The sequence below is a fragment of the Floccifex porci genome (assembly GCF_009696175.1).
GTDB classification, from domain to species: domain Bacteria; phylum Bacillota_I; class Bacilli_A; order Erysipelotrichales; family Erysipelotrichaceae; genus Floccifex; species Floccifex porci.
Genome location: NZ_VUMM01000015.1, coordinates 1 through 16,177 on the forward strand (window position 1 = coordinate 1; position 16,177 = coordinate 16,177).

Sequence of the window (16,177 nt, forward strand, 5' to 3'; positions counted from 1 at the left end):
CTGGTTCTAATCCAGCCCATCGAATACGTGAATATGTCGCAACTTTTGGGAAAATAGGATTGGTTGCCAGAATTAAAGTCGTTTCTTTTTTCAAAGATTTAATTATTTCCGGAACCATTTCATTTTTGCCACAGGAAGCCTGAGCTTTCTGAAATTCATTTTCATAAAAACTTTCAAATAATAGCTGATCCTTTATTGCCTTTTCACCATAAAACTGACTGAATACATCCCAGAATACCTGTTCATTGGTTTTGGAACCATTGTTTTGAATCATACCATAAGTTCCTTTCCAAATATTCTCAATCAAAGCTTTGGATTCATATCCATGCTCAGCCATTTTTTTTGATAATAATGTAAAATATGCTTTTGTAAAAGCATCCTGATCCATAGGAAGCAAAGTTCCATCTAAATCAAATAATATCGCATCAAACATATAATTCTCTCTTTCTTTTTGTTTAAAGTATACATTAATTTATTTTGATTATCAAACCATAAGAAAGCCATGTTTTCCTGAACAGGCGAAACAAAAACAAAGAACCTCGAAAACACAATTCCAGACACATACTGATCCATGCTCCTTTTAGACCATATTGAAGGGACATAATATAGGCCAGTGGTAAACGAACCAGCCACATGCTTATAAAATTAAATCGTGTTGAACTCAATGTATCTTTAGCTCCTCTAAAAATTCCAGCACATACAATGGAAGCCCCATATAAAGGTTCCGCAAAAGCTTCAATTTTCAAGATAGAGACAGCTATATTCTGTACTTCAATATCGGGTGTTAAAACCTGAATCATCTCTTGAGAAAAAAAATACAATAAACATCCAGAAAAAGACATCATGATTACCGTAAAAAACGTAATGATATACGCAAAACTGATTGTCATATCTTCACGACGGGCTCCCAAGGTCTGTCCAATAATGGTAGTTGCTGCATTTGCAATTCCATAAGCCGGCATGTAACATAGACTTTCCGCAGTAATCGCAAATGAATTTGCAGCTATGGAAAGCGTTCCTAAAGGTGCAACAATTCTTGTAAACACAATATAGGATAGTGAGGTTAAGGCACTTTCTATAGTTACTGGAAAACCAATTTGAAACGCTCTTTTTATCGTTATCAAATCCCAGCTTATTCTTTCCTTCTTTTGAAAGGATAATATTTCACTCTTATAAAATATAAAAAACAAAAGACATATCATACAGAATACAATTGATAAACCAGTTGCCAGGCTCGCTCCTTTGACGCCCATATTAAGTCCAGCCGGAAAGATAAAATAATAATTTAATATGACATTTAATAAACACATCAGAATATTAAATATACTTGGAATTTTCATATTTCCACTGGCTTGTAAACAAAATGAAGCCATCACATTCATACAATGAAAAGGGATAAAAAACGAATAGATTTTTAAATAATTAGATGCATTTTTTATAATTTCAACATTTCCTTTTAACCATACTGGAAGGATGGGGCTTAAAACAATGGAAACAATGCTTACAATAACAGATAAGGTTAAACAGACCAGAAATCCCTGCTTCATGATATTTCTGGCTTCCTTTTTTTCATTGGCACCTATACAATGAGTCATCAGAACGGTAAATCCAGCATTAAAAGAAGAAGATAATCCAGTTAATAACCATATAGTTGAACTGACCAGTCCTATTGATGCACTGTCATTGGCGCCCAGTCTTCCGACCATAGACGCATCAATATATTCCATGATGATTGTAGAAATCTGTGCAAATATTGTTGGTAGACTCAACTGTATAATCAGTTTATTTTTCTGGGCAAAAGAAAGATTTTTTCCTTCAATTACATCCATTAATAATGATTTTTTCATAATTCTTCTAATAATTCTTTACTCAACTGTACATATTCTTTCGCATTTTCTAAATTCTGAATAGACTGCTGTTCACTTATTTTCTTTATCACTTTGCATGGGATTCCCACTGCAATACTGTTATCTTCAATGATCATCCCTTCACTGACTAATGCATTGGCTCCAATAATGCAACTTTTTCCTATGTGACATCCATTTAATAAAACTGCATTCATCCCAATCACTGTGTTTTCATCAATAAAACATCCATGAAGGATTGCCCCATGTCCAACCGAGACATTCTTTGAAACAACTACAGGATATCCTGGATCAGTATGTATCACGACATTATCCTGAACATTCGCATTTTTTTCAATTGTAATTGAACATGTATCTCCTCTTAAAACCGCTCCATACCAGATACTGGCATCTTCTTCAATTTTCACATTTCCTATTATTGTACAATTCTGAGCTATCCTTCCTTTTACAATTGGTTTTCTGTTTCTGTAAGATACAATCATAGTTTCCCTCCTTAGGATTCATTGAATCAAAAATAATACAATCCATACGATGTTTCTGAAATACATACTCTTCTTCAGATCGAATGGTCCACCCTACTTTTTTAAAGCGAAATAGAGCATTCATGATTCTGTATGTAAAAAAATTCTGACAATGGATATCCATCGCAATAAAATCTGGTTTGGTAAAACCATTGGTTAGAAAATTGGTTAATACAAACCGAAGAATCCATGGTAAATTTTCATTCTTATAATGATTTTCACTTAACTGCCCTCTTATAATTTCCGGCCTGTTTTTCTTGAGCCAGTATACAACACCCGGATGAAACGATTCTATCACATACATTCCTGGATACATATCTAACAAAACAAGTGTTTCTTTTAAAGTTCGAATCGGATCTCCTTCTTTTTTGATTTCGATAATAAGAGGAACCTGTCCATTCACTAACTGTAAAACTTCTTTTAATAAAGGAATTCTCTGCTGACTTTGTTTCAATGGATACTGAAGTAATTGTTCAAATGTCAAATGAATCAGTTCACTATTGATTTTACACATCCTTTTTAAAGATTGATCATGAAAAACAACCAGCTGTTCATCTTTGGTCATTTGTACATCCAATTCAATTCCATATCCATAATCAATTGCTCTTTGAAATGCTTTTATTGAATTTTCAGGACATTCTTCATTAAAGAAACCTCGATGTGCATAATCAAAAGATTCAAGAATCCTCCATTTTTCTTTTTGTCGAAGGTGGCAAGGTTTAATCAATATAAGATATAAACAGAATAATGTAATCATGATTTTTCACCTTCAATTGCCTGCTGTATCAATTCTGCAAACACTTTAGCTCCCTGCTGATTTGGATGAATTCCATCACTGGATAAATATTCAGGATGCTGACTGGCCTGTGTATACCAGTCGATAATGTGTAAATTGGAATACTGTTTCGCTAATTCTTCTAAATATGCATTGTTGGTATCTTGCCACGATAAATTAGGACAATAATTATTGATCCAGTATACCTGTTTGTCTTTTAAATAATCCAAAACATCTATTGCCAGAAAATCATAGATCAAACCATTGGTACCCATTGCAATGACAACAATATCTTTTAATTGTCCATTGGTTTCAAATTGCATCAAAGCTTCTTTTTCCTGTCCCATATGACGAGATACTTCAGCATCAATCAGACTGTCTGGGTAGACATTTTTAATTTCATCATACGATCCTAATAATACAGAATCTCCAACCATTACAATATCCGCACTTGAAATGGTTTTATTCTCTTTTATCATCTGTTCTTTATTTGTTTCCATCTGTGTTTTCAGTTCTTCAATATCTTCTTTTTTATCTTTTGATTGAATTAAACCATACCCAGAAATACTAAAAGAAACACAATAGATTATTAATAATTTCATTTTCTCTTTCTGATGTAAAATTACATACGTAAAAATGGATAAAATCAATAATATGAAAAGCTGAATACTGATATAAGAAAAATGCAGTTTCTGACATAAGAATAAAACCGGATATTGCCATAAATAGATTTCATAGCTTAATTTTCCAATACATTTTAAAACTGGATTTTCCAGCCATTTATAGATTTTATACGAAGGCTGAATCACAAAATATAGAAAAAAAGTAAACAGCAGACTGACTAACCACATGATTCCCATATAGACCCAATTCTTTTCTCCATCCATTGTCAGACAAATGAAAAGATAAAGCAGGACAAAAACAAAAGAAAAAACGATTCCCTGTACTTTATTTCCTTTTTTTGGATGTTGTTTGACATATAAAGCTAAAATAACTCCCATCAGTAAAGAAAAGATCCTTGTATCTAATCCATAATAGACACGTGTAATCCCTTGAGGCAGGCAGGCCATCATCCAGATACCTGATAAAAGTGTAAGAAATGCCACAACATAGATAGTTGTCTGTTGATTTATCTTTTTGATTAGAAACTGAATTCCTGAATAAATAAATGGCCAGATTAAATAAATCTGCATTTCCATACTTAAAAACCAGAGTGAAGTAAAACAGGATGCATTAAGAATACGAGTAAAATAATCTGCATTCTGAATCATCTGCCAGATATTATTGTATCCCAATAAAATAGAAAGAACTTCTGGTTTCATTCCATCCAATAAAGAAGGATCCACTAAAAAATAAACACTTAATGTGATGGCTAATACAAACAAAAGAGATGGGTAAATCCGTTTGATTCGTTTTTTATAGAATGAAAGAATAGAAAATTTCTCTTTTTCCTGCTGCATCAGTAAAAATCCTGTCACAATAAAAAAAAGACAAACCCCCATATAGCCACCTTTAAAAAGGTCTGGAAAAAAATGAAAAGCGGTAACACCAATGATTGCTAAAGCTCGAATCCCATCGATTCCTTTAATCTGTTTCTTTTTCATAGAATCAGTATAACATATAAAAAAAATGTTACGAAATCTCTTTCGCAACATTTTCTAATTATCCTAGAATGGCTTTATCACTGGCAAATTCTTCTCCACTTACTTTTTCAAACATATGAAGAAGATGCTCCACCGTTAAACTTTTCTTTTCTTCCCCTTTAATATCTAAAATGATCTTTCCTTCATTCATCATAATTAAACGATTTCCATGAGCGATGGCATCTTTCATATTATGTGTAATCATAAGGGTTGTTAAGTGATCTTTATTTACAATGGCTTCTGTTGTTTCCAGTACTTTACTTGCTGTTTTTGGATCCAAAGCCGCTGTATGTTCATCTAGTAATAAAATTTTAGGTTTCTGTAAAGAAGCCATCAGCAATGTCAATGCCTGTCTTTGTCCACCTGATAAAAGGCCAACTTTTGAAGTCATACGATTTTCTAGTCCTAAATCCAATGTTTTTAACAACTCATAATATTCATTGCGTTCCTGTTTAGTAATTCCAGGACGTAAAGTTCTTGATTTACCACGACGTTTTGCCAAAGCTAAATTTTCTTCTATATTCATTGTCGCTGCAGTTCCCGTCATAGGATCCTGAAACACTCGTCCAATGTATTTTGCTCTTTTATGTTCTGCTAAATTTGTAATATCCATGTTATCAATTAAAATCGAACCAGAATCTACATTCCATACCCCGGCAATCGCGTTCAGCATGGTAGATTTTCCAGCACCATTTCCACCAATAACAGTAACAAAATCGCCCTCTTCCAGCTTTAAATCAATTCCCTTTAACGCTTTCTTTTCATTGACTGTACCTGGATTAAAAGTTTTATGAACATCTTTAATTTCTAACATAATTAGACTCCCTTCTTAACATGTTTGCTTGCATAATTTGCCTTCCAGTAAGGAACCGCTAAGAATAAAGCAACTACGATAGCTGATAATAATTTTAAATCATCCGTTGACAATCCTAATTTCAGAACAATTTGAATAACAATGTAATAAATAATTGCACCAAATACACAAGATAAAAGCAATAAAGCAAAGTTTTTAAACACTTTTGAGAACAAGACTTCTCCAATAATAACAGCTGCCAATCCAATAACAATGGCACCACGCCCCATATTAATATCGGCAAATCCCTGATACTGGGCCAATAGACCTCCACTTAAACTGACCAGTCCATTGGAAATCATCAATGCCAGTACTTTTGTACGATTGGTATTGATCCCATTTGCACGTGCCATATTTCCATTGGCTCCTGTTGCACGTAAAGAAGATCCCAATTCAGTTCCAAAAAACCAGTATAGAATGGCAATCAGAGCAAGAATACAGATTAACAATACGATGATTGGATTCTGAAAACTGAAAGCACGTAAATAACGGGAACTTAAAGCTAAATTGTATTTATCGGCATTGATTGGTAAATTGGCACGACTGAAGGAAGCCTGATCCCATCCCATAATATGCAGATTAATGGAATATAATGCCAATTGCGTCAAAATACCTGAAAGAATAGCAGGAATTCCAAATGTTGTATGAAACACACCGGTTATGAAACCAGCGCATAATCCAACAATAAAGCTGACCAGTAAACTGATCCAGGCTGGAACACCTAACATAATCAATACAATACAGACCGCCGCTCCTGTACAAAGTGATCCATCCACTGTCAGATCGGCAATATCTAAGATTTTATAAGTAATATATACACCAATTGCCATGATTCCCCAGATCATTCCCTGAGAAACAGCTCCTGGCATAGAATTCAATAAAGAGGTAAAAAACATGATAATCTCCTTCCTATCATAAAAAAGAGGAGAAAGAATCCTTTCTCCTTTAGATTCATTGATTATTCTTCAATTGCTTCGTAACCATCAGGAATGGTAACACCATAGAAATCCGCCATTGATTTTACATATTTCTTTGTTACAGTTGGAGCATATTTTACTTCCATTTTAGAAATATCCTGACCATTTACCAGAATTTCGTATGCCATTTCTCCTGTTGTATACCCTAAATCATAATAACTGATTGATAAAGTGGCAACACCACATCCAGAACAGATACCTTCTTCTCCCGCAAATACAGGTGTCTTATATGTATCGCTGGCAACAACATCACGAATTGTACTTGTCGCATTGGCAGCGGTATTATCTGTTGGAATATAGATCACATCACTGTTTTCACAGGCTGTCTGTGTAACAGAAGCAATTTCATTTGTGTCTGTAAATGAATAATATTCAACTTTGTATCCATAATCTTCTAAATATGTTTTAATTGTATCACACTGATAAACAGAATTTGGTTCAGCAGAGCAATATAATAAACCAATTGTTTTCGCATCTGGGAACAATTCATGAATAGATGCTGCCTGTTCATCCAATGGTGCCAGATCACTTGTACCAGAAATATTATTTCCTACTGTACCTGTCCAATCTTTAATTTCTAAAGCGGTTGCATAATCAGTAACAGATGTTCCTAAAATAGGAATGTCACTTGTTGCTGCTGCAGCTGCCTGTAACGGAGCTGTCGCATTGGCTAAAATCAGATCCACTCCATCTGAAGTAAATCCATTGACGATTGTTGCACAGTTTGCAGGTTCTCCTGAAGCATTCTGAACATCAAAATTAACTTTATCTTCTCCTAATTTTTCAATTAAGGCATCCTGAAAACCTTCTGTTGCAGCATCAAGAGCAGGGTGTTGTACAAGCTGAACGATTCCGATATTATAAGAATTTTTTTCTCCAGAACCTGAACAGGCACACATTGATACAGCCATTAAACATGCCATACCTGTCGCGAATAATTTTTTCATATCTTTCCTCCGTATTTTTACTATAGAACCATTTTATCACGCAAAACACAAGTGTCAACGAATCATTTACATTTTTTTACATTTTATATATATTTTCATAATAGTTTCAAAAAGATATTGAAACCATTTACAAAAAAAATCAGGTTTCCCTGATATTTTCACAATCTGGTGAGGCCGATGAGACTTGAACTCACACGAGCAAAGCTCACCACCCCCTCAAAGTGGCGTGTCTGCCATTCCACCACGGCCTCATGTATTATATAATACAATAAATTAAAAGAAAGAAAAGGAAATTATTTCTTTCTTTTATAATTTAATTTATATAAAATTGGTCGACATACTAAATCAAAATCTCCAATCAATTCTTCTACCTGTCCTGGAAATCCTTTTTTAAAGGCATATACTCCATAAGTTTCATCTTCCGGGTCAAAGATTCCACTGATTCCATAAAAATTATAACGTTTATATCCCATAGACAAAGCTTCACATATCACATTCCATTGAATCGCATACGAAGCATAGAAATCACGAAACTGTTCATACGCACCACTTGTCAGATATATAACTTCATCTCTGTCATAAATAAACATGCTGGCTGCCATAGGTATAATATCTCCATAATTTTTCTGAAGATCTGAAGCTTCTTTCATTCGTTTTTCATTGGTTTCTATAGCTTCAAGTAATACTTTTCTTTTTTTATTGAATTTTTTACTGTTTGGAATTTCCAATAGTTTTTCATTCACTTCTTTCATTTCTTTTTCAATCTCTTCTTTTTCTTTTTCAAGAGATTGAATCAGTAAAGAAGTATCAATGTATGCCAGCTTACATTTTAATCTTTCTTTGTAAGCTTCCATCTGACATTTATAAAATACCAGATTTCTTGTCTCAAATCCTCTTCTTTGTCCTGTCTGATTCATAATATCAACAAACACATCCAATTCATCGATTGACAGTTCCTTGATCTGCATTTTATATTTCATCGTACGATTGATGCTCCATCGAGTCTGCTGATGCAACGCTTTCCAGAGTGAATCTTTAGTATATCCATCTAAATTCATCGCATACATCCATCGAATGGTTTGCATATTGGAATGATAACCTGTTGAAAATCCCTGATGGATCCATCCAACCGATGTTAAATTATCCAGAACATTCTGATGATTGAATCCATTTTCAACAACTTTTCCATCTGCATCTCTTTCCTGATATAAGATATATGGATCAATAATTAACTGCACTCCTCTTTTTTTACGAATATATTTTTTCAATTTCTTTGTGAATACAGATAAAAGCTCTTTATTTTCATAATCTATCAGAATTCCTCTAGGGGCATAATAATAATGAAAACATTTCATCATTGGATAACGGATCATAAAGCAGGCACATACTATTTTTCCATCTTTTTTTAATCCGACTAAATCACATTCAAATCCCAATGACTGTTCAAGATGATAGGTATCTATACTATTCAAAAAAGTGTTATATCTATATTGACATTGAAATTCATTGTATTCTTTTTCAGTTAAATGAACCAATTCCATTTTCTCTTACTCCTTTTTAAAGCATATAAGATAATACACTTTCACACTTAAGAATTCAAATAAAAAATGACCTCAATAAGGATTAAACCTTAAGAGATCATTTTCTTATGATATTTTAGTACATTTGTGGAGCCGGTGCCACTTCTTTTTCTTCTTTGATGCTGGCAACTCCTGCCTCTGTTGTAAGGAACAAAGCAGAGATGCTGCTTGCATTCATTAAAGCGTTACGACACACTTTAGTTGGATCAATAATACCTTCTTTAAACATATCAACCCATTCACCACGTTTCGCATCAAATCCAATATTGTCTCCAGCCAGTTTCTGACGAGCTACAATTTCTTCACTATTGTATCCTGCATTATCCGCAATTTGTTCAATAGGTGTTAATAAAGCATCAAATACGACTTTAATTCCTCTTTGTACATCAACGATATCGGATTTTACCTGATCTTTTAAAGCCATGTAAGCTTTTACCAGACAAGATCCTCCACCAACTACAATTCCTTCTGATACTGCAGCACGAGTTGAATTCAAAGCATCTTCAATACGTAATTTCTTTTCTTTTAATTCACTTTCCGTAGCTGCACCCACTTTGATGATCGCAACTCCATTGGATAATTTACCCAGACGTTCTGCCATGCGTTTTTTATCATATTCAGAAGTTGTCTGATCCATTTGTGAATGAATCAATGAAACACGTTCCTGAATTTCTTCAGAACTTCCAGCACCACCAATCATCGTTGTTGAATCTTTCTTCACAATGGCACGTTTTACCTGTCCTAAATCCTGTAAAGTCATATCCTGAAGATTCATATTCAAATCTTTAGAATAGAATGTAGCTCCTGTTAAAACCGCAATGTCTTCCAGCATAGCTTTCTGATTGTCTCCAAATCCAGGTGCTTTAGTGGCAACAACATTGAATGTTCCACGTAATTTATTTACAGCTAAAGTAGATACCACTTCATTTTCCAGATCATCGGCAATAATCAGTAAAGGACGGTTTGATTTTACAATTTCTTCTAAGACAGGAAGAATTTCCTGCAGATTTGAAATCTTATAATCGGTAACCATTACATAGCAGTTTTCCAGAACTGCTTCCATCTTTTCACGATCGGATACCATATATGGTGATAAGTACCCTTTGTCATACTGCATACCTTCACAGATTTCCAGAACCGTTTCAAAACCATTTGAATCATCTGTTGAAATGACACCATCACGACCAACTTTATCCATAGCCTGTGCAATAATCTGACCAATTTCTTTTGATCCTGAAGAAATTGTCGCAACATTTTCGATATCTTGTGAACTTTCCACTTTACGTGAATGATTTAAAATATAATTGGACACTTCTTTAGCTGCCATTTCAATTCCTTCACGCATCAATACTGGATTGGCTCCACGATCCACCTGTTTTAATCCATTTTCAATCATAGATTGTGCTAAAATAGTTGCCGTTGTTATTCCATCTCCAGCTATATCATTTGTTTTAGAAGCCACTTCATAAACCAGTTTAGCTCCCATATTTTCGAATTTATCTTCCAGTTCTATTTCTTTTGCGATTGATACACCATCATTTGTAATCAGTGGTGAACCATATTCTCTTTCCAAAACAACATTACGTCCTTTAGGTCCTAATGTAACACGAACCGCATTTGCTAAAGTATTTACCCCATGCAGCATTGCTTCACGAGCATCTTTTGAAAAACGTACTTCTTTTGCCATAATCATTCCTCCTATTGATTTACCGCAATAATGTCTTCATCTTTAATCACAATATACTCTGCATCTTTATATGAGATCGTAGTACCTGCATATTCACGATATAAGACTTCATCTCCTGTTTGATAACCTGCTTCTTTAATATCATTTCCCATCGCAATGACTTTCGCAAATTTTGACTTTTCTTTTGTACTTGTCAAAATAATTCCTGAAGCAGTAGTACTTTCTTCCTCCATTTTTTCTAATAATACATAATCATGTAAAGGTTTTAACATACATTTCCCTCCTTTGAATAACCATTTTAGCACTTTCTATGTTTAAGTGCTAACTGTATTATACTCGATTTATTAGCACTTTCAAGTGTTAAGTGATAATTTTTTGTAAAAAAAAGATGTGCTAAGCACATCCTCCATCACAACTGGAACAATTTGAGCACCCAGAGCAATTTGAATTTGTTGATTGTATCACTAAATTTCCATCTTTGGCATCCAGTATAATTCCTTCTAACATACGTGATGTTTCTTCTGACATATCCACATATAAACCATTGATCTGATTTCCATCAGAAACAACAATAAAATCCATACAAAGACGTGTATGACATCCACTTCCCTGGGTAAAGAACGTCAGACAGTTCTTATTTTCTTCTTTCAGCATTTTCTCTAAAATAGCTTTCGCATTATCTGTAATCTGCATAATTTCACCTCAAACGCCCTTTATTGTACATAAAGATTTTCAATTATTCAATAATGAAATCATCCTGAATTTCAATATGAAATAAATTCAGGAAGTTTTCAATGTCTTCTTTTACATCTTTGGCTTTTTCATAACGAATATTTTGTTTATCCCATGTTTTAACGCAAATTTCTTTTGATGGAACACCTAATGTTTCCACTCCAGCTTCATCAATTGCTTTTCCAATGGCATCTTCATCACTCTGGTCAATAAAATCCTTTACCTCATCTAAAACATAAGACACTTTCTTTTGCGATTCTTTTTTCACAAATAAAGATGCCTGTGGATATCCACTTTGTTCCATACCACTTTTAATTTTAAACTCCTGTTGAAGATCAAATAATATCGTTAAATTGATATCATTTTCTTTTCCTTTGGCAATGGTTGCTGCAGCTACCGGCATAGCCAATAATGCACAATCCGCCTGTTTTGTTAATAAGGCCTGTGAAGCCTGTGAGACATCGGAATAATATGTAATATTCATATTGGATGAATCAAAGCAATAATTAAAGATCAGCTGAGGTACCGCCTTTTCACCAAAAGAAGCAATCGATGCATTATTTAAATCTGTACCTTCCACTCCTACAACATATAAATTTCCCCATGTCAAAACACTTTCCAGCTGATATACCGGATTGTTTTCATACATCTTTGCACCTAAATTTAATGGAGCTACAATAATATCATATTCTCCATCTTCTTTTGATAATTCTGCCTGAAGAACATCCGTATTGGCATAGTCAATTGTCACATTTTCAACCAGTCCTGCACCCAGCATCGCTAAAGCGGGAGCCCCTGATGGACATAATATAGATACCGCTTCTTTTTCAGGCTGTGATGAACAGGCAACCATTGAAAAAGCCATAAAGGTACCTAAAATCATTTTAAAACATTTTTTTAACATCCTCTTACCTCCTGTTTTTTCAAACAAAGGTGAGCTAATCCAGTTTTGTCAATATCGTTTTGGTCTGAATCCCTTTTAATCTTCCAATTTTACCTGAAATCATATTAATGGTATCCATATTTGCATCCAAGGCAACACTGATAATATTGACATTCTTTTCTTTATATGGAATTCCCATTCTTCCGATTATATATTGACTATATTCGTGCAAAATGCAGTTCAAAGAATTAACTGAATCTGGATCTTTCACAAGTATACCAATTAATGCCACTCGAGTTTCCATATAAACCTCCTCTTTCATCTCAACTTTGTTTTGATGTTAGAACAGAAATAGTATACAAAAAAAGACTTGAATGATTCAAGTCTCTATTTAAATAACGCCTTTGTTTCAACTTCTAATTTGAAGTTTTCAACAGCCTGATCTACATCTAAAGTCACCTGTTCTTTTGAACCCGACTTACGAATTGTAACAGTATGATTTTCCATATCTTTTTCTCCCACTACAATCTGATATGGAATCTTTTTAATTTGTGCTTCACGAACTCGATAACCTAATTTTTCATTACGGTCATCCAATTGAACACGCATTCCTGCTTTTTCTAATAAAGATACAATTTCTTTGGCATAATCTAAATGCTTTTCAACATGAACAGGAATGACATCAAACTGAACTGGTGATAGCCATAATGGGAAATGACCTGCGAAATGTTCAATTAAAATTCCCATAAATCTTTCAATGGAACCATAAATAACACGGTGAAGCATAATTGGAATCTGTTTTTTACCTTCACTGTCAACATATGTACACTCAAAGCGTTGTGGTAAATTCATATCCAGCTGTACCGTTCCACATTGCCAGTCTCTACCTAAACTATCTTTAATATGAATATCCAGTTTTGGTCCATAGAATGCACCATCCCCAGGATTAACGACATATTCTTTTCCAGCATGCACACAAGCATTTGCCAGTGCTTTTTCAGACTGTTCCCAGATTTCTAATGAACCAATGTATCCACTTTCAGGACGTGTTGATAATTCAACTGTATAACTCAATCCAAATACAGAATAGATACGATCAATCAGCATTAATACTTTCTTTACTTCTTCTTCCAATTGATCCGGTGTCACAAAAATATGTGCATCATCCTGTGTAAAAGTACGAACTCGGAATAATCCATTCAATGCTCCACTGGCTTCATGACGATGAACCTGTCCCAGTTCACCAATTCTAAGTGGTAAATCTTTATAAGAATGTAAAGAGTTATTGTAAACAAGCAAAGCTCCCGGACAATTCATTGGTTTAATGGCAAAATCACGATCGTCCACTTTTGTCGTATACATATTCTGCTGATAATGATCCCAATGTCCAGAAATTTCCCACAATTCTCTTGAAGCAATGATTGGTGTTTTGATAAACTGATATCCTTCTTTTGTATGTTCCTGATACCAGAACTGTTCCAGAATGTTTCTGAAAATCATTCCATTAGGAAGCATGATTGGCATTCCTGGAGCATATTCACTTAACATGAACAATTCCATTTCTTTTCCTAATTTTTTGTGATCTCTTTTCTTTGCTTCTTCTAACGCCTCTAAATGTGCTTCCAGCTGCTCTTTTGTATCAAAACAGATACCATACACTCTTTGAAGCATTTTATTATTGGAGTCCCCTTTCCAGTAAGCTCCAGAATGTTTTAATAATTTAAAGTTTTTACACATTTTGACCGATTCAACATGAGGACCTCTACATAAATCTGTAAAATCCCCCTGGCTGTAGCAGGAAATCGTTCCCTCTTCCAGACGATTGATCAGATCTACTTTATATTCATCGTCACCAAACATTTCCAATGCTTCTTCTTTTGAAATTTCTTTTCGAACAATACGTTTTCCATCTTTGGCAATCTTCTTCATTTCTTTTTCGATTTTTAGTAAATCTTCATCTTTTAAAGATACATCTCCAAGATCCATATCATAATAAAATCCTTCCGCAACCACTGGTCCAACCCAGAATTTCGCATTCGGATACAAATGACGAACCGCCTGGGCCATCATATGTGCACAAGAATGATTCAATGTTGATAAATGTTCATCTTCTAAAATATTCACTAGTTCCATAATTATCCTCCTTTACATAAAAAAAGACAGACATCAAAGGACGTCTGTCGTACGCGGTACCACCTTTGTTCTCCATACGGAGCTCTCAAATCTTTTAACGCAAGAATACGGCACACTTTTTCAAGGGCAATTCAAAGGGAGTAAACATAATTTTTCGCAAAGAACTTTCACCAGCCGTTCTTCTCTCTACATTAAAAGAATTATGTTCATATCCTTATCACAATCGTTATCTTGATTATAAATCGAATGTTTAAACAAGTCAAAAATAAATTAAAGCAATTCATAAAATCGAGAAGCAACATCACCGCTTCCAATAATCTGAATATTATTTTCAACAATCAAATCTGTTACATTATGTTCTTTACAAAAGTCAACAATATTATAATTTGTATATCGAAAATCCATATAGTACACTTTGTCATAATGATCCACTAAAAATGGAATAAAACAGTTTCCATACGATTCTTTTATAACTACACAGCTTGTTCCATCTTCAATTTCAGGATTGTCAATTTCCGCATAAGGCTTATCACCTGCCACAAAACAATAATAGCCACTTCCCTCATTCCATGTGGATACATCTTGAATCACTTTCCACGGAATCAAATTTCCACTTCCGTCATCATAAAGCATATCATTAGTGGATTTAGGTGCATAAGCATAGACTGTATCCGGATTGGCTGCCATCTCTGGTAATTGCAGCTCATTATAATAAGTACCTAAAAACGGAGTAAAGGTATAAGAAGGAAGATCCGATATTTTTTCTGCTTTAAATCCTTTCAGTTTACAGTACGATTTATATGCATAATAAGCTCCTTGCTGTGTCCAGTGATGATCCGTTCTAAAATATAAATATTCATCGTTATGTTTTTTCAAAGTATCATAAATTTCAATTCCAGTTACTTTATCATAAGAATTAAAATAATATTCGATTGCTTGTCCCTGATTAGATCCACCCAGTTTAGCACAAGTTTCATCATCTAAAATCACACCTGAATTGTTTGGAATCAACAATGAATAAACATTGGTGATTCCATCTAATTTTTCAGCTCCTTTTTCAAGAGCATCGATATAAGTATCAGCTGCCTCCTGAGAAAAAGAATACCCGCCATAAGCAGCTCCATCTTCAATATACAGCCCCTCCATAATTTTATCCGTTACTTCGGCCTGTAATGTATTCTGATCAGGAACAACTGGATCCTTTTTAATTTTTTTCTGACTTGAGTCTTCTGGAATTTCATCTGATTGTGTCAAAGTTCCTACCATCATTTCTCCAGAGTGAATGCCATATTTTTGCTTTAAAGACTGATTCATCGCAATAAATGTATCTCTTCCAACAAAAGTATCAGAATACCATGTGGATATATCCGAAAAATAAGTTCCATCCATAAAGGTAGAAAAAGTAAAGGTTGGAAAAGAAGTCAATTCTCTTTTTTCAACTTCGCTTTTATCCGGTCTTAAAAACCATATATTTCCCAGCATAAAACCAATTGAAAGAAATAGAATAAAGATTCCTACGGTTATAAGCCTAAAAATCTGTATTTTCTGTCTTTGTACTTTTGTCCACTTTTTCATAAATCC

Annotated in this window: 16 protein-coding genes and 1 tRNA gene; all 17 read right to left on the reverse strand. The window is 34.1% G+C overall.

The window, feature by feature from the left end; genetic code table 11:
- Nucleotides 1–433, reverse strand: a 433-nt coding sequence (locus FYJ50_RS07345; protein ID WP_476729691.1) for an HAD family hydrolase, incomplete at its 3' end; no start/stop codon positions are given.
- 34 nt (nt 434–467) lie between these two features.
- A complete protein-coding gene (locus FYJ50_RS07350; protein WP_154460608.1) occupies nt 468–1,847 on the reverse strand; it encodes an MATE family efflux transporter in 1,380 nt (459 codons plus the stop codon).
- Entirely contained in the window at nt 1,844–2,347 is a 504-nt protein-coding gene (locus FYJ50_RS07355; protein ID WP_154460610.1) for a gamma carbonic anhydrase family protein, read from the reverse strand. Before FYJ50_RS07355 ends, FYJ50_RS07350 begins: the two co-directional genes overlap by 4 nt.
- Nucleotides 2,262–3,143, reverse strand: a complete 882-nt coding sequence (locus FYJ50_RS07360; RefSeq protein ID WP_154460612.1) for a glycerophosphodiester phosphodiesterase family protein — start codon at nt 3,141–3,143, stop codon at nt 2,262–2,264. Before FYJ50_RS07360 ends, FYJ50_RS07355 begins: the two co-directional genes overlap by 86 nt.
- Nucleotides 3,140–4,765, reverse strand: coding sequence for an acyltransferase family protein (locus FYJ50_RS07365; protein ID WP_205946472.1), 1,626 nt, complete (start codon nt 4,763–4,765; stop codon nt 3,140–3,142). The genes FYJ50_RS07360 and FYJ50_RS07365 overlap by 4 nt, the downstream gene beginning before the upstream one ends.
- 58 nt (nt 4,766–4,823) lie before the next feature.
- Nucleotides 4,824–5,618: an ABC transporter ATP-binding protein gene (locus FYJ50_RS07370; RefSeq protein ID WP_154460616.1), complete on the reverse strand. Its 795-nt coding sequence runs from the start codon at nt 5,616–5,618 to the stop codon at nt 4,824–4,826.
- Nucleotides 5,619–5,620: 2 nt separating this feature from the next.
- Nucleotides 5,621–6,553 (reverse strand): ABC transporter permease, encoded by a 933-nt coding sequence (locus tag FYJ50_RS07375; protein WP_154460618.1) that lies wholly within the window; start codon nt 6,551–6,553, stop codon nt 5,621–5,623.
- Nucleotides 6,554–6,615: 62 nt separating this feature from the next.
- Complete coding sequence (locus FYJ50_RS07380) at nt 6,616–7,581, reverse strand: ABC transporter substrate-binding protein (protein WP_154460620.1); 966 nt, start codon at nt 7,579–7,581, stop codon at nt 6,616–6,618.
- A gap of 166 nt (nt 7,582–7,747) precedes the next feature.
- Nucleotides 7,748–7,832 (reverse strand) — tRNA-Leu (locus tag FYJ50_RS07385).
- A 42-nt stretch (nt 7,833–7,874) separates the two neighbouring features.
- Entirely contained in the window at nt 7,875–9,122 is a 1,248-nt protein-coding gene (locus FYJ50_RS07390) for a peptidoglycan bridge formation glycyltransferase FemA/FemB family protein (RefSeq protein ID WP_154460622.1), read from the reverse strand.
- Nucleotides 9,123–9,237: 115 nt separating this feature from the next.
- Nucleotides 9,238–10,848 carry a chaperonin GroEL gene (gene groL / locus FYJ50_RS07395; RefSeq protein ID WP_154460624.1) on the reverse strand — a complete coding sequence of 537 codons (1,611 nt, stop codon included), beginning with the start codon at nt 10,846–10,848 and terminating at the stop codon, nt 9,238–9,240.
- 11 nt (nt 10,849–10,859) lie between these two features.
- Nucleotides 10,860–11,120 carry a co-chaperone GroES gene (locus tag FYJ50_RS07400; protein WP_154460626.1) on the reverse strand — a complete coding sequence of 87 codons (261 nt, stop codon included), beginning with the start codon at nt 11,118–11,120 and terminating at the stop codon, nt 10,860–10,862.
- 121 nt (nt 11,121–11,241) lie between these two features.
- Nucleotides 11,242–11,541 carry a hypothetical protein gene (locus FYJ50_RS07405; RefSeq protein WP_154460628.1) on the reverse strand — a complete coding sequence of 100 codons (300 nt, stop codon included), beginning with the start codon at nt 11,539–11,541 and terminating at the stop codon, nt 11,242–11,244.
- A gap of 43 nt (nt 11,542–11,584) precedes the next feature.
- Complete coding sequence (locus tag FYJ50_RS07410) at nt 11,585–12,484, reverse strand: type 2 periplasmic-binding domain-containing protein (RefSeq protein ID WP_154460630.1); 900 nt, start codon at nt 12,482–12,484, stop codon at nt 11,585–11,587.
- Nucleotides 12,485–12,518: 34 nt separating this feature from the next.
- Nucleotides 12,519–12,767: a TM1266 family iron-only hydrogenase system putative regulator gene (locus FYJ50_RS07415; RefSeq protein ID WP_154460632.1), complete on the reverse strand. Its 249-nt coding sequence runs from the start codon at nt 12,765–12,767 to the stop codon at nt 12,519–12,521.
- 83 nt (nt 12,768–12,850) lie between these two features.
- The gene (gene thrS / locus FYJ50_RS07420; protein WP_154460634.1) at nt 12,851–14,596 is read right to left on the reverse strand and encodes a threonine--tRNA ligase; all 1,746 of its coding nucleotides are present in this window, start codon (nt 14,594–14,596) and stop codon (nt 12,851–12,853) included.
- 270 nt (nt 14,597–14,866) lie between these two features.
- Nucleotides 14,867–16,171: a DHHW family protein gene (locus tag FYJ50_RS07425; RefSeq protein ID WP_154460636.1), complete on the reverse strand. Its 1,305-nt coding sequence runs from the start codon at nt 16,169–16,171 to the stop codon at nt 14,867–14,869.
- Nucleotides 16,172–16,177: the final 6 nt, after the last annotated feature.